19 protein-coding genes are annotated in these 22,323 nt (G+C 70.6%); 7 read left to right on the top strand and 12 right to left on the bottom strand.

The window, feature by feature from the left end; genetic code table 11:
* The first annotated feature begins 797 nt into the window (after nt 1-797).
* Nucleotides 798-2,000 (top strand): amino acid deaminase/aldolase, encoded by a 1,203-nt coding sequence (locus tag OG828_RS39410; RefSeq protein WP_328503864.1) that lies wholly within the window; start codon nt 798-800, stop codon nt 1,998-2,000.
* 16 nt (nt 2,001-2,016) lie between these two features.
* Here the strand turns inward: OG828_RS39410 and OG828_RS39405 are convergent, their stop codons facing one another.
* The 4 genes from OG828_RS39405 to OG828_RS39390 are packed head-to-tail and all read right to left on the bottom strand — an operon-like array spanning nt 2,017 to nt 6,480.
* Entirely contained in the window at nt 2,017-2,925 is a 909-nt protein-coding gene (locus tag OG828_RS39405; RefSeq protein ID WP_328505018.1) for a DUF2510 domain-containing protein, read from the bottom strand.
* A gap of 29 nt (nt 2,926-2,954) precedes the next feature.
* Nucleotides 2,955-3,737, bottom strand: a complete 783-nt coding sequence (locus OG828_RS39400) for a 3-oxoacyl-ACP reductase (protein ID WP_328441490.1) — start codon at nt 3,735-3,737, stop codon at nt 2,955-2,957.
* The gene (locus OG828_RS39395) at nt 3,734-5,107 is read right to left on the bottom strand and encodes an aldehyde dehydrogenase family protein (RefSeq protein WP_328503863.1); all 1,374 of its coding nucleotides are present in this window, start codon (nt 5,105-5,107) and stop codon (nt 3,734-3,736) included. Before OG828_RS39395 ends, OG828_RS39400 begins: the two co-directional genes overlap by 4 nt.
* Nucleotides 5,108-5,115: 8 nt before the next feature.
* On the bottom strand, nt 5,116-6,480 hold the full coding sequence (locus OG828_RS39390) for a glutamine synthetase family protein (protein ID WP_328503862.1): 1,365 nt from the start codon (nt 6,478-6,480) through the stop codon (nt 5,116-5,118).
* A gap of 97 nt (nt 6,481-6,577) precedes the next feature.
* Here OG828_RS39390 and OG828_RS39385 point away from each other — a divergent pair, with 97 nt between their 5' ends.
* Nucleotides 6,578-7,315, top strand: coding sequence for a FadR/GntR family transcriptional regulator (locus tag OG828_RS39385; protein ID WP_328367829.1), 738 nt, complete (start codon nt 6,578-6,580; stop codon nt 7,313-7,315).
* A 73-nt stretch (nt 7,316-7,388) separates the two neighbouring features.
* The gene (locus OG828_RS39380) at nt 7,389-8,072 is read left to right on the top strand and encodes a gamma-glutamyl-gamma-aminobutyrate hydrolase family protein (protein ID WP_328503861.1); all 684 of its coding nucleotides are present in this window, start codon (nt 7,389-7,391) and stop codon (nt 8,070-8,072) included.
* Between the two features lie 258 nt (nt 8,073-8,330).
* Here OG828_RS39380 and OG828_RS39375 read toward each other — a convergent pair whose 3' ends face one another.
* Nucleotides 8,331-9,257, bottom strand: a complete 927-nt coding sequence (locus tag OG828_RS39375) for a LysR family transcriptional regulator (protein WP_328367823.1) — start codon at nt 9,255-9,257, stop codon at nt 8,331-8,333.
* A 70-nt stretch (nt 9,258-9,327) separates the two neighbouring features.
* Here OG828_RS39375 and OG828_RS39370 point away from each other — a divergent pair, with 70 nt between their 5' ends.
* Complete coding sequence (locus OG828_RS39370; protein WP_328503860.1) at nt 9,328-10,494, top strand: TDT family transporter; 1,167 nt, start codon at nt 9,328-9,330, stop codon at nt 10,492-10,494.
* On the opposite strand, the gene OG828_RS39365 is transcribed toward OG828_RS39370, so the two are convergent.
* The 4 genes from OG828_RS39365 to OG828_RS39350 form a co-directional block, all read right to left on the bottom strand.
* The gene (locus OG828_RS39365) at nt 10,421-11,140 is read right to left on the bottom strand and encodes a helical backbone metal receptor (protein WP_328503859.1); all 720 of its coding nucleotides are present in this window, start codon (nt 11,138-11,140) and stop codon (nt 10,421-10,423) included. The two genes, OG828_RS39370 and OG828_RS39365, sit on opposite strands and share 74 nt — an antisense overlap.
* Nucleotides 11,137-11,703, bottom strand: a complete 567-nt coding sequence (locus OG828_RS39360; protein WP_328367814.1) for a helix-turn-helix domain-containing protein — start codon at nt 11,701-11,703, stop codon at nt 11,137-11,139. Before OG828_RS39360 ends, OG828_RS39365 begins: the two co-directional genes overlap by 4 nt.
* 350 nt (nt 11,704-12,053) lie before the next feature.
* Complete coding sequence (locus OG828_RS39355; RefSeq protein WP_328441484.1) at nt 12,054-14,666, bottom strand: ABC transporter permease/substrate binding protein; 2,613 nt, start codon at nt 14,664-14,666, stop codon at nt 12,054-12,056.
* The gene (locus tag OG828_RS39350) at nt 14,659-15,747 is read right to left on the bottom strand and encodes a quaternary amine ABC transporter ATP-binding protein (RefSeq protein ID WP_328367809.1); all 1,089 of its coding nucleotides are present in this window, start codon (nt 15,745-15,747) and stop codon (nt 14,659-14,661) included. Before OG828_RS39350 ends, OG828_RS39355 begins: the two co-directional genes overlap by 8 nt.
* Before the next feature lie 229 nt (nt 15,748-15,976).
* On the opposite strand from OG828_RS39350, the gene OG828_RS39345 reads away from it, so the two are divergent.
* Together OG828_RS39345 and OG828_RS39340 are read left to right on the top strand one after the other, a co-directional pair.
* Nucleotides 15,977-16,894, top strand: coding sequence for a 5'-3' exonuclease (locus OG828_RS39345; RefSeq protein ID WP_328372531.1), 918 nt, complete (start codon nt 15,977-15,979; stop codon nt 16,892-16,894).
* Between the two features lie 126 nt (nt 16,895-17,020).
* Nucleotides 17,021-17,866, top strand: coding sequence for a siderophore-interacting protein (locus tag OG828_RS39340; protein ID WP_328503858.1), 846 nt, complete (start codon nt 17,021-17,023; stop codon nt 17,864-17,866).
* A gap of 86 nt (nt 17,867-17,952) precedes the next feature.
* On the opposite strand, the gene OG828_RS39335 is transcribed toward OG828_RS39340, so the two are convergent.
* From OG828_RS39335 to OG828_RS39325, 3 genes are all read right to left on the bottom strand, one after another.
* Nucleotides 17,953-18,729 (bottom strand): ABC transporter permease, encoded by a 777-nt coding sequence (locus OG828_RS39335; RefSeq protein WP_328503857.1) that lies wholly within the window; start codon nt 18,727-18,729, stop codon nt 17,953-17,955.
* Nucleotides 18,726-19,742 (bottom strand): ATP-binding cassette domain-containing protein, encoded by a 1,017-nt coding sequence (locus tag OG828_RS39330; RefSeq protein WP_328441481.1) that lies wholly within the window; start codon nt 19,740-19,742, stop codon nt 18,726-18,728. Before OG828_RS39330 ends, OG828_RS39335 begins: the two co-directional genes overlap by 4 nt.
* 202 nt (nt 19,743-19,944) lie before the next feature.
* Nucleotides 19,945-20,565, bottom strand: coding sequence for a PadR family transcriptional regulator (locus OG828_RS39325; RefSeq protein WP_328503856.1), 621 nt, complete (start codon nt 20,563-20,565; stop codon nt 19,945-19,947).
* Between the two features lie 219 nt (nt 20,566-20,784).
* Between OG828_RS39325 and OG828_RS39320 the strand changes: the two genes are divergently transcribed.
* Nucleotides 20,785-22,323 (top strand): amino acid permease, encoded by a 1,539-nt coding sequence (locus OG828_RS39320; RefSeq protein ID WP_328367793.1) that lies wholly within the window; start codon nt 20,785-20,787, stop codon nt 22,321-22,323.

Genomic DNA, 22,323 nt, shown 5'->3' with positions numbered 1-22,323 from the left:
CGGCCGGATGGTGTGGCGGAGTCGGCGGTTGCTGTGCCGACCGTTGCGGTGCGGAGGGCTCCGGGCCTGTCGGGTGGGCGGTGGGGGGTGGGGTGTCCGGGAAGCGGGCGGAGGCCCTCGGTGGGGGCGGTGGAGTGGTGGGGTCGGTGTCCTGAGGGGACGAGCCGCGCAGGTCGGTGAGATGGGGCTCGGTGCCTGAGGGGGCCGATACGCCGCGTCCGTGCGGTGCGCCGTGCGCCGGTGTGACGGGGGCGTCCGGCCGGGAGCCCCTGCCCTGCGACGGCACGTCGGACATCGGGGCGCCGCTCGAGGACGCAACCGGACCTGTCCCCCGCGTCACCGTCCGACTGTCACTCCGCACCGGCATCTCCGCCGCACCCCGCGTCGCCGCCCCACCGTTACTCCGCACCGGCATCTCCGCCGCACCCCGTGTCACCGTCTGACCGGCACCATCCCGTCCCGGTCTCGCCGCCGTGCCGTTCGCCGGCGTCTCGGCGGGCGTAGCGTTCACCGGCTGCTCAGGGGATGACTGGCCGCCGGTCCCCGGCTGGTCGTAATCCGCGGGGACCGTGGGCTGCTGAGGTGGGCGTGGGGGTACGGAGGCGTGCCTCGCTTCCGTGCTCATGCACCCCCCGTTTCCTCGTGCCCGGGCCTTCCGCGGGCCGGAGTCGTTCCTGCGTGCGTGCGCGCAACTCTACGGGTTGCCCCCGGTCGAACGGGAACCGGTCCACGACGCCGGGGCATCTGCCCGGAACGTCCCCCTACCCTGCGGTAATCCAGTCTGGCAGGCTTCGTTCATGACTGCGCGCGCCGCCGACCGGGCCCGATACGACCGGGCCACCGCCCATCTCGACGCCCCTCTCGCGATCGTGGACCTGGATGCCTTCGACGCCAACGCGGAGGATCTGGTCCGCCGAGCGGGCGGAAAGCCCATCCGCGTCGCCAGCAAGTCCCTACGCTGCCGGGCCCTGCTCGAACGCGCCCTCGCCAGGGACCGCTTCGCGGGCATCATGTCCTTCACCCTCGCCGAGTCCCTGTGGCTGGCGCGGTCGGGCTTCGACGACATCCTGCTGGCCTACCCGTCGGCGGACCGCGCCGGATTCGCCGAGCTGGCCGGTGATCCCAAGCTCGCCTCCGCGGTGACCGTGATGGTCGACGACCCGGCGCAGCTCGCGCTCATCGACGCCTCCCGCGACGGCGGACGTGAAGTGGTGCGGGTCTGCCTGGAGTTGGACACGTCACTGAAGCTGCTCGGCGGGCGCGTGCGGATCGGGGCGCTGCGTTCTCCGCTGCACTCCCCCGCCCAAGTCGCCGACATGGCCCGTACGGTGGCCCGCCGTCCCGGCTTCAAGGTCGTGGGGATCATGGCCTACGAGGGGCACATCGCCGGCGTCGGTGACGCGATCGCCGGGCGGCCGCTGCGCTCGCGTGCCGTCCGGCTGATGCAGGCCGCCGCCCGCCGGGAACTCGCCGATCGGCGGGCCGAGGTGGTGCGGGCGGTGCGGGCCGTGGCGCCCGACCTGGAGTACGTCAACGGCGGCGGGACCGGCAGTGTGCAGCACACCGCCGCCGAGGACGCCGTCACGGAGATCGCGGCCGGGTCGGGGCTGTATGTGCCGCGGCTGTTCGACAACTACACGTCGTTCAGTGGGCGTCCGGCCGCGCTGTTCGCCCAGCCCGTGGTGCGCCGGCCCGGCGTCGGGGTCGTGACCGTCCTCGGCGGCGGCTATCCGGCGTCCGGTGCGGCCGGGCTGGACCGGCTGCCCGTGCCGTATTTGCCCGAAGGGCTGCGCTACGACCCGCAGGAGGGGCCCGGCGAGGTACAGACGCCGCTGCTCGGGCCGCCCGCCGACGATCTGCTGATCGGCGACAAGGTGTGGTTCCGGCATGCCAAGGCCGGTGAGCTGTGTGAGCGGTTCGACGCGCTGCAGCTGATCGAGGGGGACGCGGTGACGGCGACCGTACCGACGTATCGCGGCGAGGGTCTGACGTTCCTATAGCCCGTCGTGCAGCTCGTCAGCCCCTCGGGCCGATGCTGCTGCCGACCCCTCCGCCGCCGTCCTCGTCCCCGGTCACCTTGATTCCCTTGGTGATCCGGTCCATGTCGGCCATCGGCGGCCCGTCCGCGCCCGCGTCGAACACATAGCGGACGATGACCCGGGACTCGGGGCCGACGCCGCCCGGGAAGGCGAGCGACTGGACGTAACCGCCGGGCCCCTTGGCCGTGCTGACCTGCCAGCGCACGTAGTACCCGGTGCGGCCCGCCACCGCGACCTGCCCGGAGCCGATGAGCTTGTGGGACTCGATGCCGCCGAAGGGGTGCCGTCCGATGCGGTCGCGGTCGTAGGCGTCATCGGCCGCGTCCGGGATGTCCGCCTTGGCCAGGGCCTCGGGGGACTTCTCGTCGGTGCCGGTGACCGTGCGGGAGATGACGACGCCGTGGCGGCAGACTCCGGCGTCGGCCGGGCACTCGTAGGTGCCGTCGGTGGTCATCAGGACATCGGGGTCGGCGACGTACTGGGGGCGGACCCAGCCGTCGATCAACGGCAGGGTGATGCCGTTGAGTTGGTCGACGACCAGAGCGGGGTCGTCGGCGGACGGCTCGCTCGTGGACGGGGACGGGGTCTCGCCGGCCGGCGCCTCGGCGGTGGGCGTCGCGATCGTCGGGTCGGCGATCGGGTCCGAGCCACCGCCGCCGTCGTCCCGGCCGAGGACGACCGCGCCGGTGACGATCGCGACGACGAGGACGACGGCCGCGCTGGTGACGGCGATGGCCTTGGCGCGTCCGGAGGCCCCGTCGGCGACCGGCACCGGCGGCGCGGGGAGCTCGGGCGGGCGCCGGTGCTCGGTCCAGGCCGTTCCGTCCCACCAGCGTTCCAGGTGCGGGCCGGACGGGTCCCGGTACCAGCCGGGCGGGGGCGTCATGCTCATATCCCGGCACTGTAGGGCGAGGCCTACAGGGGTGTGACGTATGCCCCCGAGATTCCGCCGTCGACGAGGAAGTCGGTGGCGTTCACGAAGGACGAGTCGTCGCTGGCCAGGAAGGCGACCGCGGCGGCGATCTCCTCGGCCTCGGCGAACCGGCCGAGGGGGATGTGGACGAGCCGGCGTGCCGCCCGCTCCGGGTCCTTGGCGAACAGCTCCTGCAGAAGCGGGGTGTTGACCGGGCCGGGGCAGAGCGCGTTGACGCGGATGCCCTCGCGGGCGAACTGCACGCCGAGTTCGCGGGACATGGCCAGGACGCCACCCTTGGACGCCGTGTACGAGATCTGCGACGTGGCCGCGCCCATCCGGGCCACGAAGGACGCCGTGTTGATGATCGACCCCTTGCCCTGGCGCCGCATGTACGGGATGGCCGACTTGCAACACAGGTAGACGGAGGTGAGGTTGACCTCCTGGACGCGCTTCCAGGCGTCCAGGCCGGTCTCCAGGATGGAGTCGTCGTCGGGCGGCGAGATGCCCGCGTTGTTGAAGGCGATGTCGACACTGCCGTAGGTGTCGTACGCCGTCCTGAACAGCGCCTCGACCTGCTCGGGGTCGGTGACGTCGACCTTCACGAAGATCCCGCCGACCTCTTCGGCGGCCGCCTTGCCGCGCTGTTCGTCCACGTCGCCGCAGACGACATGCGCGCCCTCGGAGGCGAGCCGGCGGGCGGTGGCGAGGCCGATGCCGCTGCCGGCTCCGGTGATGACGGCGGTACGGCCGACCAGTCGGCGGCACACATTCTCTTCGGTCACTGTGCGGGGCCTTCCGTGCTGATGAAGACGTTCTTGGTTTCCGTGAAGGCGGCCAGGGCGTCCGGGCCCAGCTCGCGGCCGACGCCGGACTGCTTGAGGCCGCCGAAGGGGGTCCAGTAGCGGACCGCGGAATGGGAGTTGACGGACAGGTTGCCTGCCCGGACGGCCTGCGAGACGCGCAGGGCGCGGCCCAGGTCGCGGGTCCAGAGGGAGCCGGCGAGGCCGTACGGGGTGTCGTTGGCGAGGCGGATCGCGTCCTGCTCGTCGGTGAAGGGCAGCAGAACGGCGACCGGGCCGAAGATCTCCTCGCAGGCCGCCGCGGAGTCGTGCCGCTCGCCGGTCAGGACGGTCGGCGCGAACCAGAAGCCGGGGCCGTCGGGGGCGCTGCCGCGCAGGGCCGGGGCGTCGTCGGGGACGAATGACCGTACGCGGTCCAGCTGTTGACGGCTGATCAGCGGGCCCATCTGGGTCTTCTCGTCGGCGGGGTCGCCCACGACCACCGTGGACAGCGCGTCGGCGAGCAGGTCGCGGACCTCGTCGTGGACGGACTCCTGGACCAGGATCCGGGTGCGGGCGCAGCAGTCCTGGCCGCTGTTGTCCAGGAAGGAGAAGGGGTCGATCGCGCGCTTCAGGTCGGCGTCGGCGAAGACGATGTTGGGGCTCTTGCCGCCGAGTTCGAGGGTGACGGGCTTGACCAGGCGGGCGCAGCGCTCCATGACTTCGCGGCCGGTGCGGGTGGAGCCGGTGAACACGATCTTCGCCACGTCGGGGTGGTCGACGAGGGCGCGGCCCGCGATATGGCCGTATCCGGGGAGGACCTGGAACAGCCCTTCGGGCAGGCCCGCATCCAGGGCGAGTTCGGCCAGGCGCAGCGCTGTGAGCGGGGTGGTCTCGGCCGGTTTGAGGACGACGGCGTTGCCCGCGGCGAGGGCCGGGAAGGAGCCCCAGGCGGCGATGGGCATCGGGAAGTTCCAGGGTGCGATGACGCCGACCACGCCGAGGGGTTCCTGGAAGGTGACGTTCCAGCCGCCCGGTACGGGGATCTGCTTGCCGAGGAGGCGTTCGGCGCCGCCGGCCGCGTACAGCAGCAGGTCGCGGGCGTTGCCGGCCTCCCAGCGGGCGTTGCCGAGCAGGTGGCCCGCCTCGCGGACCTCCAGTTGGGCCAGCTCCTCGATGTGCGTGTCGACGACGTCGGCGAAGCGGCGCAGCAGCCGGGCCCGGTCGGCGGGGGCGGCGGCCGCCCAGGACCGCTGGGCGACGGCGGCGCGGGCGACGGCACGGTCCACGTCGGCCGCGTCGGCGGCGGGGACGGTGGCGACGACCTCCTCGGTCGCCGGGTTCAGTACTTCGAGTTCGTGCTCGGCGGACAAGAAGGGCCTCACAGACGTTCGAAGGAGCGGCGCAGCTCCCAGTCGGTGACCGCGGCGTCGAAGGCGTCCAGCTCGACGCGCGCCATGTTGCGGTAGTGCGCGACGACTTCGTCGCCGAAGGCCGCCTTGGCGATCGGGCTGTTCTCCCACAGCTCGGCGGCCTCGCGCAGGGTGGTGGGGACGTGCTCGAAGTCGGCGGTGTAGGCGTTGCCGGGGCAGGGCTCGGGCAGCTCCAGCTTCTGCTCGACGCCGTACAGCCCGGCCGCGACCAGCCCGGCCACCGCGAGGTGCGGGTTGACGTCGCCGCCGGGCAGCCGGTTCTCGAACCGCATTGAGCGGCCGTGGCCGACGACGCGGAGGGAGCAGGTGCGGTTGTCGTAGCCCCAGGCGACGGCGGTGGGGGCGAAGGAGCCGGGCTGGAAGCGCTTGTACGAGTTGATGTTGGGGGCGTACAGGAGGGAGAAGTCGCGCAGGGCGGCCAGCTGTCCGGCGAGGAATTGGCGCATCACCTCGGACATGCCGCCAGGCCCCTCCCCCGGCATCACATTGTTCCCGGCCGCGTCCGCGAGCGAGAGGTGGATGTGGCAGGAGTTGCCCTCGCGCTCGTTGTACTTGGCCATGAAGGTCAGCGACATGCCCTCCTGGGAGGCGATCTCCTTGGCGCCGGTCTTGTAGACGGCGTGCTGGTCGCAGGTGACCAGGGCCTCGTCGTAGCGGAAGGCGATCTCGTGCTGGCCCGGGTTGCACTCGCCCTTGGCGGACTCGACGGTGAGGCCGGCGGCCGCCATCTCGTTGCGGATGCGGCGGAGCAGGGGCTCGATGCGGCCGGTGCCGAGGACGGAGTAGTCGATGTTGTACTGGTTCGCCGGGGTGAGCCCCCGGTAGTGCCCGTCCCAGGCCTGCTCGTAGGTGTCCTTGAAGACGATGAACTCCAGCTCCGTGCCGACCTGGGCGGTGAGGCCGAGTTCGGCGAGGCGCTCCAGCTGGCGGCGCAGTATCTGGCGCGGGGCGGCGACGACCGGGGAGCCGTCGGTCCAGGCGAGGTCGGCGATCACCATGGCCGTGCCCTCGTTCCAGGGGACGCGGCGCAGGGTGCTCAGGTCGGGGTGCATGGCGAAGTCGCCGTAGCCGCGGTCCCAGGACGACATCGCGTAGCCGTCGACCGTGTTCATCTCGGTGTCGACGGCGAGGAGGTAGTTGCAGCCCTCGGTGCCGTGGTGAAGAACCTCGTCGAGGAAGAAGCGGGCGGCGAACCGCTTGCCCTGGAGCCGCCCTTGCATATCAGGGAAGGCCAGGACGACAGTGTCGATCTCACCGCCCGCGACGAGGGCGTGCAGCTCCTCGACGCCGAGCGGGGGTGTGCGGTCTGCCACGGGAAGGGCCTCCTTCGGGCTTCTGCGCGCTGGTTTCAGCCAGCCGAGAGCCATAAGGTATTGCGGAGAACCATTGCTTGGGAAGGGGGCACGGCCTATGTCGGTCGATCCCGACGGCACCACTCAGCAGGACGGACTGACCCCGGTGCTGCGGCCGGTGCGCGCGGGCAACGGCTTCGAGGAGGCGCTGGAGCAGATCCTCCAGGTCGTCCGCCTCGGACTGGTGCCCGGCGGCGAGCGGCTGCCCGCCGAGCGGGAGCTGGCGGAGCGGCTCGGCATCAGCCGGGTCACCCTGCGCGAGGTGCTCAAGGTGCTCCAGGACCAGGGGCTCGTCGAGTCACGCCGCGGGCGGTACGGTGGGACGTTCGTGCTGCCGCGCAAGGACGGCGGCGGCGAGGACGAGCTGCGGCGGCGGGTCGCCGAGGTCGACATCGAGGACATGCTGCGTTTCCGTGAGGTGCTGGAGGTCGGCGCGGCCGGCCTGTGCGCCGCGCACGGCCTCACCGACGAGCAGACCGCCCGGCTCCGCGAGGCCCTCGCCCGCACACAGGACGCTCCGCTGTCCGACTACCGCAGGCTGGACACACTGCTCCACCTCACCCTGGCCGAGCTGTGCGGGTCACCGTCGCTGACCGCGCAGTACGCGGCGGTCCGGGCCACGGTGAACGACCTGCTGGACTGCATCCCGCTCCTCGTCCGCAACCTCGAGCACTCCCAGCGGCAGCACATCGCGATCGTCGAGGCGGTGCTGGACGGGGACGCGGACGGGGCGCGGGAGATGATGCGGGAGCACTGCGGGGGGACGGCGGCGCTGCTGCGGGGGTTCCTGGCCTGAGGGCGGGCTTGCGGTTGGAGGATGGTTACGGCAATGGTGTGAGCGCGATCCATTGAAGGGAGCGGGAGGACGTATGACCGGCAGGCCGTTGATCGGCATCAGTACGTATCTGGAGGCCGGGGCCCGCTGGGGGGTCTGGGAACTGGAGGCCGCGCTGCTGCCCGCCGGGTATCCGCGGCTCGTGCAGGCGGCGGGCGGGCTGGCGGTGATGCTTCCGCCGGACGAGCCTTCGCTCGCCGCGGCGGCCGTGGCGCGGCTGGACGGGCTGGTGATCGCGGGTGGGCCGGATGTCGAGCCGGTTCGCTACGGCGCCGAGCGCGACGCCCGGACCGGGCCGCCGGCGCGGGCGCGGGACGCGTGGGAGCTTGCGCTGATCGAGGCCGCGTTGGAGGCCCGCGTGCCGTTGCTGGGCATCTGCCGGGGGATGCAGCTGCTGAACGTCGCCCTTGGCGGCACGCTCGTTCAGCATCTCGACGGGCATGCGGAGGTGGTGGGTGTCTTCGGGCGGCACTCGGTGAAGCCTGTGCCGGGGACGTTGTATGCGGGTGCCGTCCCGGAGGAGACGGCTGTGCCGACGTATCACCATCAGGCCGTGGATCGGCTGGGGGCGGGGCTTGTGGTGTCGGCGTATGCGGGGGACGGGACTGTGGAGGCGGTGGAACTGCCTGCTGGCGGGTGGGTGTTGGGGGTGCAGTGGCATCCGGAGATGGGGGAGGATCTGCGGGTCATGGAGGCGCTGGTGCGTGCGGCAGCGTGACCGGCGGGTTTTCGCCCCCGCCGCCCCTACCCGTCCCATCCTCCAGGGGCTTCGCCCCTTCGACCCCACCAGGGGCTCCGCCCCTGGACCCCGTTCGGGGGCCAGCCCCCGGACCCCCGCTCCTCAAACGCCGGAGGGGCTGAAATTTTCCCGCCGGAGGGGCTGACATTTCCCCGCCGGAGGGGCTGGAATTTCCCGTCGCAGGGGCTGCATTGTGCGGCAGGGGCTGGATTGTGCGCCGGGGCTGGACTGGCTGGGCTAGCCCCTCGTCAGCGACAGCAAGTCCCTCGCTGGGCCCGTTGGGCGGTGGCCCGTGGGCCAGACTGCTCGGAGGTCTCTTGCCAAGGAGACCTTTTCGAGGGGGACGCGGACCAGGCGGCGCATTGCCAGTTCCTCGCCTACCGCCAGCTCGCTGAGGACCGCCGGGCCCGCGCCGCTCACCGCTGCTGCCTTTACCGCCGTGGTGGAGGAGAGTTCGATCAGGGGTCTGGCGAGGCCGCCGAGGGCCGCGTCGAGGACCTGGCGGGTGCCGGAGCCCTTCTCGCGGAGGATGAGGGGGGTTGCCGCCAGTTCGGGCGCCGCCAGGGGGCTTCGGCGGCGGGCCCAGGGGTGGCCCGGGGCCGTGACGACGATCAGGTGGTCGTGGGCTATGACCACCGAGTCGAGGCCGGTCGGAACGGACAGGCCTTCTACGAAGCCCAGGTCGGCCTCGTCGGAGAGCAGGCGTTGGGCCACCGCTGTCGAGTTGCCCGCGTGGAGGGACACCGCGGTGTCGGGGCGGGCGGCGCGCAGGGCCAGGAGCCAGCCCGGCAGCAGGTATTCGGCGATCGTCATGCTCGCCGCGACCCTGAGGCGGGAGTCCCTGCGGTCGCGTAGTGCCTGGGCGCCCGCGTCGAAGGCCTCGGCTGCCTCGACGATTCTGCGGGCCCAGTCCGTCACCAGGGCGCCGGCGTCCGTCAAACGGGAGCCTCGTGGGGAGCGGTCCACCAGCGCCACGCCCAGCTGGCGTTCCATCGAGCGGATCCGGCTGCTCGCCGCGGGCTGGGTGATGCCCATTTCGCGGGCCGCACCGCCCAGGCTGCCGAGCCGTGCGACCGCCAGCAGCAGCTCCAGGGCTCCCAGGTCCGGCACCCGGTGGGCGAGGAGGGCCGGAGGGCGGTGGGGTTCTTCCGTGGCGCTGCTCATAAGGTCAGTTTATGCCCTCATAGGTGCGTGCTCTCTGGTCGGCGGCCGTCCGCGGCGGCACGGTGACTGCATGGTCACCGCAGTCCAGCCCCTCCCCCGTGCCACCGCACGGCCCCCGCGCGTCCCGGCCGTCCGTCACCTCGGACCCAACTGGTACGCCACCGTCATGGGCACCGCCATCGTCGCCACCGCCGGCGCCGCCCTGCCCACTCCCCTCTCCGGCATCCCCGGCCTGCGTACCCTCTGTGCGGCGGTGTGGGCCTTCTCCCTTCTCCTGCTCGCCGCCCTGCTCTGTGCTCGCGCCCTCCACTGGGTTCACCACCGCGACCAGGCACGCGCCCATCTCCTCGACCCGGCCGTCGCGCCCTTCTACGGCTGCCTCGCCATGGCCCTGCTGGCCGTCGGCGGCGGTGCCCTCACCGTCGGACGGGACTGGATCGGGACGGACGCGGCGGTCGCGCTCGATGCCGTGCTGTTCACCGCCGGGACGGTCGTGGGGCTCGCGGCCGCTGTCGCCGTGCCGTACCTGATGGCCGTACGACATCGGGTGGAGCCGCATCAGGCCACGCCCGTATGGCTGTTGCCCGTCGTCGCGCCCATGGTGTCCGCCGCGCTCGGGCCGCTCCTCGTGCCGTATCTGCCGGCGGGGCAGGCTCAGGAGACGCTGCTGCTCGGCTGCGTCGGGTTGTTCGGGGTCAGTCTTCTCGGGACGCTGCTCATGCTGCCGCTGGTCTTCGGGCGGCTGATCACCGGGGGGCCGTTGCCGCTCGCGCTCACGCCCACGCTCTTTCTCGTACTGGGGCCGCTCGGGCAGTCCACCACCGCCGTCGGCCACTTCGCGGACGTGGCCCCCGGGGTCGTGCCCGCCCCGTACAGCGACGGGTTCGGGATCCTCGCCGTGCTGTACGGCGTGCCGGTGATGGGCTTCGCCCTGCTCTGGTCGGTCTTCGCCGCCGCCTGTGTGGTGCGTGCCCGGCGGGACGGGATGAGGTTCGCGATGACCTGGTGGGCGTTCACCTTTCCGGTGGGCACGTGTGTCACCGGCGCGGAGGCGCTGTCGCGGCACACCGGGCTCGTCGTCTTCGCGTGGCTTGCGATTGGCTTGTACGTCGTCCTGGTCGTCGCCTGGGGCACGGCCGCCGCGTATACGGCGCGCGGACTGGTCAGCGGTGCGCTGCTCGCAGGGCCTGGGCCAGCACGCGTGGGGTCTCGGTCAGCGACGGGCCGTACCAGGTGAGGTGGCGTCCGTCGAGCAGTGCGCAGGGCAGGTCCGGGAAGGCCTCCGGGCCGTCGTCCGGCGTGAAGCGGTACGGCTCGTCCGGGAGCACCACCAAGTCGGGGGCCGCCGCGCACAGTTCGGCCACCGGGATGCGGGGGTAGCGCTCGGGGTGGGTCGCGTACAGGTTGTCCACGCCGAGACGGGACAGTACGTCGCCCGCGAAGGTGTCCCGGCCCAGGACCATCCAGGGGCGGCGCCAGATGGGGACGACCGCCGTCGTGCGGGTCTGCGGGGCCGGGAGCGTGGACCAGGCCGTCTCCGCCTCGTCCAGCCAGCGGGGGCGGCTCTTCGCGCCGCAGGCGGTCAGCATCCGGTCCAGTTCGCTGAAGGCCTGCGGCACGCTCCGCACCTCGGTGACCAGGACGGCGATGCCGCTGGAGCGCAGGGCCTGGAGGTCCGGTGCCTGGTTCTCCTCCTCGTTGGCGACGACCAGGTCGGGGCGGAGCGCGGTGATCCGGCCGATCGCCGGGTTCTTGGTGCCGCCGACGCGGGGCACGTCCAGGTCCGCCGGACGGGTGCACCAGTCCGTGGCGCCGACGAGGGTCCCCGGCAGTGTCAGGGCCACGGCCTCGGTGAGCGACGGGACGAGGGAGACGACTCTCACCTGCGCGGCCGGTCCCGGACAGCCTCGATGTGCTCGGCCACCGCGACGACGACCACCCGGGTGTCCGGCTCGGTGGCACGCCAGCGGTGCCGCACCCCGCCTGTGAGGTACAAGGTGTCGCCACGGCCCAGGCGGTAGGCGCGGCCCTCCGCCTCGATCTCCACCGCTCCGTCGGCGACGTACATCAACTGGTCGTTGCGGTACTGGAATTCACGGCCCGCGTCATGGTCGCCGGTGAACTCCGAGGCGTGCATCTGGTGGTGACCGCGCACCAGGGAACGCGTGCTGGGTTCCGGGCCCGATTCGCACTCCGCGCGGACGACGTCGACGCTGCACGCCGGGTCGGCGGCGGCGAGGAGTTCCACGGCGGTGGTGCGCAGGGCGTCGGCCACCTTCTCCAGGGAGCTTCTGCTGGGGCGCGCGCGGTCGTTCTCGACCTGGCTCAGGAACGGGACCGACAGGCCGCTGCGCTCGGCCACGACGGCGAGCGTGAGGTCCAGCGCCCGGCGCCGCCGCCGTACGGCCGCGCCCACGCGAAGCGGTTGTTCTTTGTGGTCGCCCATAGCTCCGGCTCCCTCCTTCGCCCTGGCTCGTCGGTCCGCTGCCGGTGCACCGCCATCCGGGCGCACTCCTTCTGATGAGTTCTCTGCACCCTACGCATGTTCGGCAAACCGTTTCATGCGCCTGTCACATCGCCGACACACAGAGTGCCAGGCGACCTCACAGTTCTCGCCAGTAGATCAGCTCTGCCGATTCTCCGGGCGCGGATTCCTCCTTAGGGGCGAAGAGTGCGGTGCTGTGCAGTTCAATGCGCCCGCGGCCCCGGGTGTTCCCGGCCCGGGGGAGACAGACAGAGAACGGCGCGCGCCCCGGTCCGTCAGGTGCCGGGGCGCGCGCCGGGTCCAGTGCGCGGCTAGGCCGCCGGAGTCATCCGGTCCACCATGTCCGGGTGCTCCTTGAGCCAGGCGGCGACGGCCTCCTCCTCGTGGCCCTGTCCGCGGTCCTTGATCTCCTGCTCCAGGGTGCCGAGCTCGTCCTCGCTCATCTTGAAGTTCTTGATCCACTTCGTGAGCTGCGGATACCGCTCGGGGAACTCCTGGTTGGAGATGGTGCGGATGGTGTTGCCCTCGCCGAAGTACTTCTCCGGGTCGGCGAGCTTGGTCAGCTTGTACTCGCTGTACGCCCAGTGCGGCGACCACAGGACGACGGCGATCGGCTCCTGCTTGGCGTAGGCCCGCTTGAGCTCGGCCAGCATCGCGGGCGTGGAGCCGTCGACGACGTCGTACTCCTTGTCGAGGCCGTACCCGGGCAGGACCTTCGTCTTCAGGAGGTTCATCTCGCCGGTGCCCGGCTCGATCCCTATGATCTTCCCGTCGAAGGTGTCGGCCTTGCCCTTGAGGTCTTCAAGGGAGTCGATGCCCTTCACGTACGAGGGGACGGAGACTTCCAGTGACGTCGGCTCGTACCAGGTGCCCAGGTCGTGGAGTTTGTCCTTGCTCTTGTCCCAGTACTGGGCCTGGGCGTACGGCAGCCAGGCGTCGAAGTTGAGATCGAGGTCGCCGGAGGCCAGGCCGGTGTAGACCGGGCCCACATCCATCTGCTTGAGGTTCAGCTTGTAGCCGCGCCGCTCCAGGACGTTCTTCCACAGGTAGGTGACGGCGATGTCCTCGTCCCAGGGGAACCAGGCCACGTCCAGGGGACGCTTCGCCTCGGCCGGGCTCGCGGTGCTCTGCACCGGGGCCAGCTTGTCGACGACACCCGGGTTGGACTTCAGCCAGGTGCGTACGGCTTGCTGCTGCTTGCCCTGGCCGGCCTTGTTGATCTCCGACTCCAGGCTGGTGAGCTGTTCCTCGGTCAGCTTGAAGTTCTTCAGCCACTGGCCGACGACCGGGTTCTCCTGGGTGAAGCCCTTGCGCGCGAGGGTGTGCACGCCGTCGCCCGAGCCCCAGGCGCCCTTCGGGTCCTCGAGCTTCTTCAGCTTGTAGTCGCTGTACGCCCAGTGCGGCGACCAGAGCGTGACGACGATCGGTTCCTGCTTGTCGTAGGCGCGCTTGAGCTGGGCCAGCATCGCCGGCGTGGAGCTGTCGACGACCTTGTACTCCTTGTCGAGGCCGTACTCCTTGAGAACCTTGCTCTTGAGCAGGCTCATCATGCCGGCGCTGGACTCGATGCCGGTGATCTTGCCGCCGAACTCCGCGGCCTTGCCCTTGAGGTCGTCGAGGGAGTCGACGCCCTTCATGTAGGCGGGCACGCTCAGCTCGAGGGAGGTGGGGCCGTACCAGGAGCCCAGGTCTTCGAGCTGCTTGCCGTACTTCTTCCAGTACTGCTCGTGCGTGACCGGCAGCCAGGAGTCTGTCTGGAAGTCGATGTCGCCCTGGGAGAGCGAGGTGTAGAGCGGTCCGGCCTCGAACTGCTTGGTCTCCACCTCGTAGCCGCGCTGCTCCAGCACCTCCTTCCAGAGGTAGGTGGAGGCGACGCCCTCGTCCCAGGGGATGTAGCCGATGCTGAGCTTCTTGCCCTGGCCGACGTTGGTGCTGGAGGCGACCGGTTCGGTCTTGTCGCTGCCGCCGAAGACGCCCATGCCGCCCGCGACGAGCGCGAGGACGACGACGCCGACCATGGCGACGGCCGGGCGGGGACGGTACGACCAGATCTTCAGGCCCTGCGCGGCACGCAGCCGGGCGGCGGCCCGGCGGCCGAGCGGCGAGACCTGGGTGCCCAGCGCGCTGGTCATGCGGTCGAGGTAGATCGCGAGGATCACGATGGCGATGCCCGCTTCGGCGCCCAGGCCGACGTTGAGCTGGCCGATCGCCTCGTTCACGTCACCGCCGAGGCCGTCGGCGCCGACCATGCCGGCGATCGCGGCCATGGACAGGCCGAGCATGATGACCTGGTTCACGCCCGCCATGACGGTGGGCAGCGCCAGCGGGAACTGGACGCGCATCAGAGTGTCGCGCGGGGTGGTGCCGAACGCCTCGGCGGCCTCGACCAGTTCCTTGTCGACCTGGCGGAGCCCCAGCTCGGTCATGCGCACGCCGGGGGCGAGCGCGAAGATCAGCGTGGCGACGATGCCCGCGGCGGCGCCGCTGCCGAAGAAGAGGATCGCCGGGATGAGGTAGACCATCGCCGGCAGCGTCTGCATCAGGTCCAGAGCGGGCCGTACGACCGCGCTGACCCGGTTCGAGCGGGCCGCCCAGATGCCCACGGGCACCGAGAGGACGAGCGCGATGACGGTGGCGACGAAGACGAGCGACAGCGTCATCATCGCGTTCTCCCACAACTCCAGGGAGATGATGAAGGCGAATCCCGCGAAGGTGAGGACGCCGGCGAGCGCGCCGCGCAGCCAGAAGGCGATCACCGCGAAGATGCCCGCGAGCAGCAACGGCTCGGGCGCCTGCAGTACGGAGTCGACGCCCTCGTAGGCGCCGCGGAAGACTTCTTCGAGGAAGTCGAAGAGCCATCCCAGGTGGGTGGTGAGCCAGTCGACTGCGTCGTTGACCCAGGAGCCGAACTCGATCCTAGGCACCGGCCATCACCTTCTCTCCGCCCTTGTCGCGCGGGGAGTCGCACGGCGTGGGGGCCCCGGTCTCGTCACCGAGGAAGCCGACGAGCCGCTGGCGCGGTACGACGCCGACCAGCTTGCCCTTTTTGTCGAGCACGGCGACGGGGTGGGAGAGCCGGGCGCTGATGGCGCACAGTTCGGCGAACGGGGTCTCGGGCGTGGCCGTCGCGCACTGGCAGTCGGCCTCGTCGCCGCGCAGCTCCGTGTCCATGACGGAGGACGCGGTCAGGACGCGGGAGCGGTCGACGTCCTTGGTGAAGGAGGCGACGTAGTCGTCGGCGGGGCGCACGAGGATGTCCTCGGCGGTGCCGATCTGGACGATGCTGCCGTCGCGCATGACGGCGATGCGGTCGCCCAGGCGCATGGCCTCGTTGAGGTCGTGGGTGATGAAGACGATGGTCTTCTTCAGTCGCTGCTGGAGCGTCAGGAGCTGGTCCTGCATATCGCGGCGGATCAGGGGGTCGAGCGCGCTGAACGACTCGTCCATCAGCAGCAGATCGGCGTCCGTGGCCAGGGCGCGGGCCAGGCCCACACGCTGCTGCATACCGCCGGACAGCTCGTCGGGCCAGGACTTCTCCCAGCCGGCCAGGCCGCACATCTCCAGCGCCTCGGTGGCGCGCTTCTCCCGCTCGGCGCGGGGCACTCCCTGTACGGCGAGGCCGTAGCCGGCGTTCTCCAGGACACTGCGGTGCGGGAACAGCGCGAAGTGCTGGAACACCATGCTGATCTTCTTCGCGCGGACCTCACGCAGTTCCCGGGCGCCGAGAGCGGTCAGGTCCTGTCCGTCGAACCGGACCTGTCCCGCAGTCGGCTCCAGGAGCCCGTTGAGCATGCGCAGCAACGTGGACTTGCCGGAACCCGACAGGCCCATCACAACGAATATCTGTCCGGGTTCCACGGTGAAGGACGCGTCGATCACGGCGGCGGTGGTGCCGTCGGCCCGCAGTTCGTCCCGGTCGGCGCCTTGCCGGAGCCGGTCGACTGCTTCGTCCGGTCGTCTGCCGAACACCTTGTACAGATGCTCTGCCTCAAGGGTTGATGACACGCGTTTCTCTCTGCTCGGGGGCCATGAACGGGCGGCGCCGGCGCAAAAAGGTTGAAATGCGCAACCGGCTTCGCTCCGAGGCGGCGCCTGCCCGTGCCATGGCAGGTCAAACGCCCCAGTGGTCCAGTTCACAAGGCCTTTACCTATGCGCCGTGAACTCAATGAGCTGGGCATACGGGTGATGCATCCGGGTGATTGTCGGTGCCGTACGGCATGATGGCGAGCCGTGATGGGACGACTGATGCTCCTCGACACCGCCTCGCTCTATTTCCGCGCCTATTTCGGCGTCCCGGACTCGGTGAAGGCCCCGGACGGCACGCCGGTGAACGCCGTGCGCGGACTGCTGGAGTTCATCGACCGCCTGGTCAAGGACCACCGTCCGGACGCCCTGGTGGCCTGCATGGACGCCGACTGGCGGCCGCAGTGGCGGGTCGACCTGATCCCCTCGTACAAGGCCCACCGGGTGGCCGAGGAGCGTGAGGTCGGCCCCGACGAGGAGGTCGTGCCCGACACGCTCTCGCCACAGGTGCCGGTCATCGAGGACGTCCTGGACGCGCTGGGCATCGCGCGCGTGGGCGTCGAGGGGTACGAGGCGGACGACGTGATCGGCACGTTCACCGCCCGCGCCACCGGCCCGGTCGACATCGTCACCGGCGACCGCGATCTGTACCAGCTGGTGGACGACGCGCGCGGGGTGCGGGTGCTGTATCCCCTCAAGGGCGTCGCCTCTCTCCAGCTCACCGACGAGGCGTGGCTGCGGGAAAAGTATGGCGTCGACGGGAGGGGGTACGCGGATCTGGCGACGCTGCGCGGGGACCCGAGCGACGGCCTGCCCGGCGTGCCCGGCATCGGCGAGAAGACAGCCGCCAAGCTGCTCACCGAGTTCGGGGACCTGGCCGGGATCATGGCCGCGGTCGACGACCCGAAGGCGAAGCTCACCCCGTCCCAGCGCAAACGGCTCGACGAGTCGCGGCCGTACGTCGCGGTGGCGCCGACGGTCGTGAAGGTCGCGGACGACGTCCCGTTGCCGGACGTGGACACGACCCTGCCGAAGACGCCGCGCGACCCGGCGGCACTGGAGAAGCTCGCGGCCCGCTGGGGTCTGGGCGGATCGCTGAAGCGGCTGTTGACGACACTTGATACATGACAGGCACCGTCGTGTGATGTGTGCCATATCGGCGTGAAGCACCCAAGAATTGTTCACGCGCGAGGTGTTAACTGGGGGGAAGTGCTAACTTAGGTAAACCTAAGCTAAGGGAACAGGGAGGCCGTCATGGCAGAACGTCCGGCCCGCCAGCCGCGGAAGCCCCACGCCGCACAGGTCGTGCGTACCGAACGGCTGACCCCCCATATGCAGCGCGTCGTTCTCGGCGGCGACGGGCTCGCCGACTTCGCGGCGGACACCTGCACCGACCACTATGTGAAACTCCTGTTCCCGACCGGCGGCGCGACCTACCCGGAGCCCTTCGACCTGGAGCGGATCCGGGCCGAGTTCCCCCGCGAGCAGTGGCCGGTGACGCGGACGTACACCGTGCGGCACTGGGACGCGGAGCACCGCGAGCTGACGCTGGACTTCGTCATCCACGGCGACGAAGGGCTGGCCGGGCCCTGGGCGATGCGGGTGCAGCCCGGTGAGACCGTCCGGTTCATGGGTCCCGGTGGCGCCTACGCACCCGACGCGGGCGCCGACTGGCATCTGCTCGCCGGTGACGAGAGCGCGCTGCCTGCCATCGCCCGCTCCCTTGAGGAACTGCCCGCCGGCGCCAGGACCTTCGCCTTCGTCGAGGTCTCCGGCCCCGAGGAGGAGCAGAAGGTCGACTCCGACGTGGAGATCGTCTGGCTGCACCGCGGGGACAGGCCCATCGGCGAGGCACTGGTGGAGGCCGTACGGGCACTGGAGTTCCCGGAGGGCCGGGTGTGCGCGTTCGTGCACGGCGAGGCGGCCTTCGTGAAGGAGCTGCGCGCCCTGCTGCGGGTCGAGCGGCAGATCCCGCGCGAGGACCTTTCGATCTCCGGCTACTGGCGGCTCGGTCACAACGAGGACGGCTGGCAGGCGGCCAAGCGGGAGTGGAACGCGCGCATCGAGGCGGAGCAAGAGGGTGCGGCGCCGGCCGCGTGACAACGGACACGGACCAGGGCGGCCCGCGCGTTGAATGCGCGGGCCGCTTTTCGCGGTCTCGGACCGACTGATAACTGATACTGGTCTCAGACCGACCGCTGGTAGGACCGGAACGTCCGGATCGACAGCCACACCGCCGCGACCGCCAGGGCCAGCAGCGCGCCGCCGCGGCTGAGTACATCGCCCCAGTCGGGATGGTCGGACAGGGCCGAACGGCCCGCGACCATGGCCCAGTTGAGCGGATTGAAGTCGGCGATGTGACGCATCCACGCCGGCATCTGGGACGGCGCCATGAAGGCGCTGGACAGGAAGGTCAGCGGCAGCAGCAGGAAGGTGTTGATGCCGATGATCGACTCCCGCTCCCGCACCAGCATGCCGAGCGCGTTGGACAGCGCCCCGAAGACCGTGCCCAGCAGCACGGAGGCGAGGACCAGGACGGCGATGCCGCCGACGCCGCCCGGGTAGTCGGCGCCGCCCAGCAGGCCGAGCAGCACGATGATGACCGACTGCAGGGCGGTCACGAGTCCGTTGTTGACGACGTTGCCGTTCATCAGCGCGGCCCGGCTGACCGGCGTGGTCAGAAAGCGGTCGAGCGTGCCCCGCTGTATCTCCTCCAGCGTGCCCATGCCCGCCCACAGGTTGGAGCCGAGCGCGCTCATCACGACCACGCCGGGCACCAGGTAGTCGAGGTACGAGGTGGTGCCGAAGCCGCCCAGTTCCACGACCTTCTTGAAGAGGCCGCCGAACAGGAACAGCCAGATCACCGGCTGGATGAGCGTGATGATCGCGTACGCGGGCTGGCGGGCGAACACCATCAGCTGGCGCTGGGTCATGTACCAGGTGTGGGAGACGGAGGTGCTCATCGCACACCTCCGGCCACGAGAAGGTCACCGGCGCTGTCGGCTTCGGAGTAACGGCGGCCCGCGTACCGCAGATAGACGTCGTCGAGGGAGGGACGCGCGACGGTCGCGGCGGCGACGCCGACCCCGGCGCGTTCGAGTGCCCCCAGCAGTGCGGGCATCGCCGCCGCCCCGTCGTCGGCGCGGGCGCTGATGCGGTGCCCGTCGACCAGCACCTCGTGCACGCCCGGCAGACCGCCGACGGCGCCCTCCAGCAACGTACGACCGGCTTCGCCGACCTCGGCGCGCAGTTCCAAGTGGACCGCGTCGCCGCGGAGTTCGCCTTTGAGGGAGTGCGGGGTGCCCTCCACGACGATCCGGCCGCGGTCGACGATCGCGATGCGCTCGGCGAGCCGGTCGGCCTCTTCGAGGTAGTGGGTGGTGAGCAGGATGGTCAGGCCCTCGTCGCCGGCGAGGCGGGCGATCTCGTCCCACATCGCGGTGCGGGCCTCCGGGTCGAGTCCGGTGGTGGGCTCGTCGAGGAAGAGCACCTCGGGCCGGTGCACCAGGCCGAGGGCGACATCGAGGCGGCGTCGCATACCGCCGGAGTAGCCCTTGACCGGGCGGCGGGCGGCGTCGGCGAGCTTGAACCGCTCCAGCAGTTCGTCCACGCGGCGGCTCAGCGCTGCGCCCTTCAAGCCGTAGAGCCTGCCCTGGAGTTGGAGGTTCTCGCGGCCGGTGGCGACCGGGTCGGCGCCGGAGTTCTGGGCGACCACTCCGATCGCGCGGCGCACCCGGTCCGGGTGGCGCAGCACATCGTGCCCGGCGACGGTGGCCGTGCCCGAGTCGGGGCGGGCCAGGGTGGTGAGGATCTTGACGGTGGTGGACTTGCCGGCTCCGTTGGGCCCGAGCAGGCCGAAGACGGTGCCGGGCTCGACGGTGAGGTCCATGCCGCGCAGGGCGGTGACGTCACCGGGGTAGGTCTTGATCAGCTCGCGCGCCTCCACTGCGGGCGCGCGCGTATCGCTGCTACTCATCACGACAGCTCTCCTGAATGAGCGGATGTACGGGAATCCGCGAACGCGGACTGACGACTGATCCGCGTGAAGAGCGCCGGGCTATCCTGGGTGTGCCGCACCTCGATGGCCTGGCTGCGCCCCACGGCGGAGTCGGTTCGGGGTTCGTGACCCTGGCGGGGCTGCTGCAACAGCCCGGCCGGGGTCCTTTTTCGTTACGTCCTTACGTCAACTCCGGTGGCCACTCCCCCGTTTCGTGGTAGTGCCGCCACTCTTCGGTTCCGGGCAGCGAGCCCTTCCGGATCTCGTCGAGGAAGCCGCGGACCCACTCGGCCTGCGCCTCGACCATGTGCAGTTGGTACTCGACCTCGACGAGGAACAGCCTCGGCAGCGTCTCGTAGAGCTTCTCGAGCGCGCCCCGGCCACTGGCCACCTGCACCTCCAGCGAGCTCAGTCGCATCTCCAGGAGCCGCACCACCTCGTCGGGAGGCAGTGCCGCCATCAGCGAGAGCGCCGTCTCGAAGATCGGGTACTCCTTCGCCGGGATGGCGAGCAGGTCGGACAGCCACTCGGCCATCTCCTCGCGCCCGGCATCGGTGAGCCCGTAGACCGTGCGCTCGGGGCGGTTGCCCTGGCGTTCCACACCGGTCACCTCGACGAAACCGTGCCTCTCGAGGTTCTGCACGACGGTGTAGAGCGAGCCGTAGTTGGTCTTCGTACTGGCGTCCTTGCCCTGGCTGCGCAGGGTCTGGGCGATCTCGTACGGATGCATCGGCTTCTGCCAGAGGGTCGTCATCACGGCGAGCGCCAACGGGTTGCTGAGCTTGCGGCGCTTCCTCGCCATGGTGACCACCTCGCTTCCGAATATCCGTGGCCGAACATATCGCGACCCGACGAAGACCGCAACACACACGATGTATCGCGATTTTGCGCAGCAGGCAAGGGCGTGAGCAAGTGGGCTCGTCGTGGACATGCCGACGTGACGCACCCGAAACAGGCACTCCCTAATTTCTGTCACCCGACAGGAACTCCCGCCCCTTCCCCGCCGAAGGCAGGTGCCGCCGTGGCCTCCCCCTCAGGAACCCCCTCCGACGTACGTTCCGATCCCCCGGAGTCCTCCGACGACCGCGGCCTCGCCGCGTTCGGCTATCGCCAGGAGTTGCACCGCAGCCTGGGCGAGTACGCCTCGTTCGCGGCCGGGTTCTCCTTCATCTCCGTACTGACGACCGTCTTCCAGTTCTTCGCGTTCGGGTACGCGTTCGGCGGCCCCGTCTTCTTCTGGGCCTGGCCGGCGGTGCTGATCGGGCAGCTGCTGGTGGCCGCCTGCTTCGCGGAGCTGGCGGCGCGCTATCCGATCTCGGGCGCGATCTATCAGTGGTCGTCGCGTCTGTCGAACCTCACCTTCGGCTGGTTCGCCGGCTGGATCATGGTGATCGGGCAGATCGTGGTGGTCGCGGCGGCGGCGCTCGCCCTGCAGGTGGTCCTGCCCGCCATCTGGTCCGGCTTCCAGCTCATCGGCGACGACCCGGCACCCACCTCGGCGAGCGGCGCGGCCAACGCGGCGCTCTTCGGTGTACTCCTGCTGGCCCTGACGACCTTCGTGAACGCCCTCGACAACCGTGTGCTGTCCCTGGTCAACCGCGTCGGCGTCACCGCAGAGATCATCGGCGCCGTCCTCATTGTCGTCCTGCTGTTCACCCACTCCGAGCGCTCCCCCGGCATCACCTTCGAGACCGGGACCGCGGCCGAGTCGGGTCTGGTGGGGGCGCTGCTGGTGGGCTCGTTCACGGCGGCGTACGTGATGATCGGGTTCGACAGCGCGGGCGAGATGAGCGAGGAGACACGCCAGCCCCGGCGCACCGCACCCCGCACCATCCTCACCGCGCTCGCCTCGGCCGGCCTGCTCGGCGGCCTGATCATCCTCGGCGGTCTGCTGGCCGCGCCCAGCCTCACCGACGGCCGCCTCGGGGTCGAGGGCTTGAGCTACGTCCTCACCAGCAGCCTCGGCGACGGCGTCGGGCGGGCCCTGCTCGCCGACGTGGTGGTGGCGATCACCGTGGCGACCCTGGCCATCCAGACGTCGGCCTCCCGCATGCTGTTCTCCATGGCCCGCGACGGCCAGCTGCCCTTCGCCGGTCGCCTCGCGAAGGTCAACCCACGCACCGGCATGCCCGTGGCGCCCGCCCTGGTGGTCGGCGTCCTCGCGGCCGCCCTGCTGCTGCTCAACTTCGGCTCCCCGGAGGCGTTCCTGGCCATCGGCACCACCTGCATCGTGATGCTCTACCTCGCCTACGCCATGGTCACCGGCCCCATGCTCGTCCGCCGCCTGCGCGGCGACTTCCCGACCGGCGGCACCGACGAACAGGGCCGCCCCCTGTTCTCCCTGGGCCGCTGGGGCATCCCGGTCAACGCGCTCGCCCTGCTCTACGGCCTGTTCATGACGGTCAACCTGGCCTGGCCACGGGCCGCGGTGTACGACCCGGCGGGCGGGCACTGGTACTTCCAGTGGTTCACGGTGCTGTTCCTCGGGGTGACCCTCGTGGTCGGTGTGGCCTACCGGATCCACAAGAGCCGGACGGCGGCCGAGGTCTCGTACGCTTGA

Source organism: Streptomyces sp. NBC_00457, assembly GCF_036014015.1.
Classification (GTDB): Bacteria; Actinomycetota; Actinomycetes; order Streptomycetales; family Streptomycetaceae; genus Streptomyces.
The sequence above is the reverse complement of the archived record's forward strand: the minus strand, read 5'-3'. Positions and strand labels throughout refer to the sequence as shown.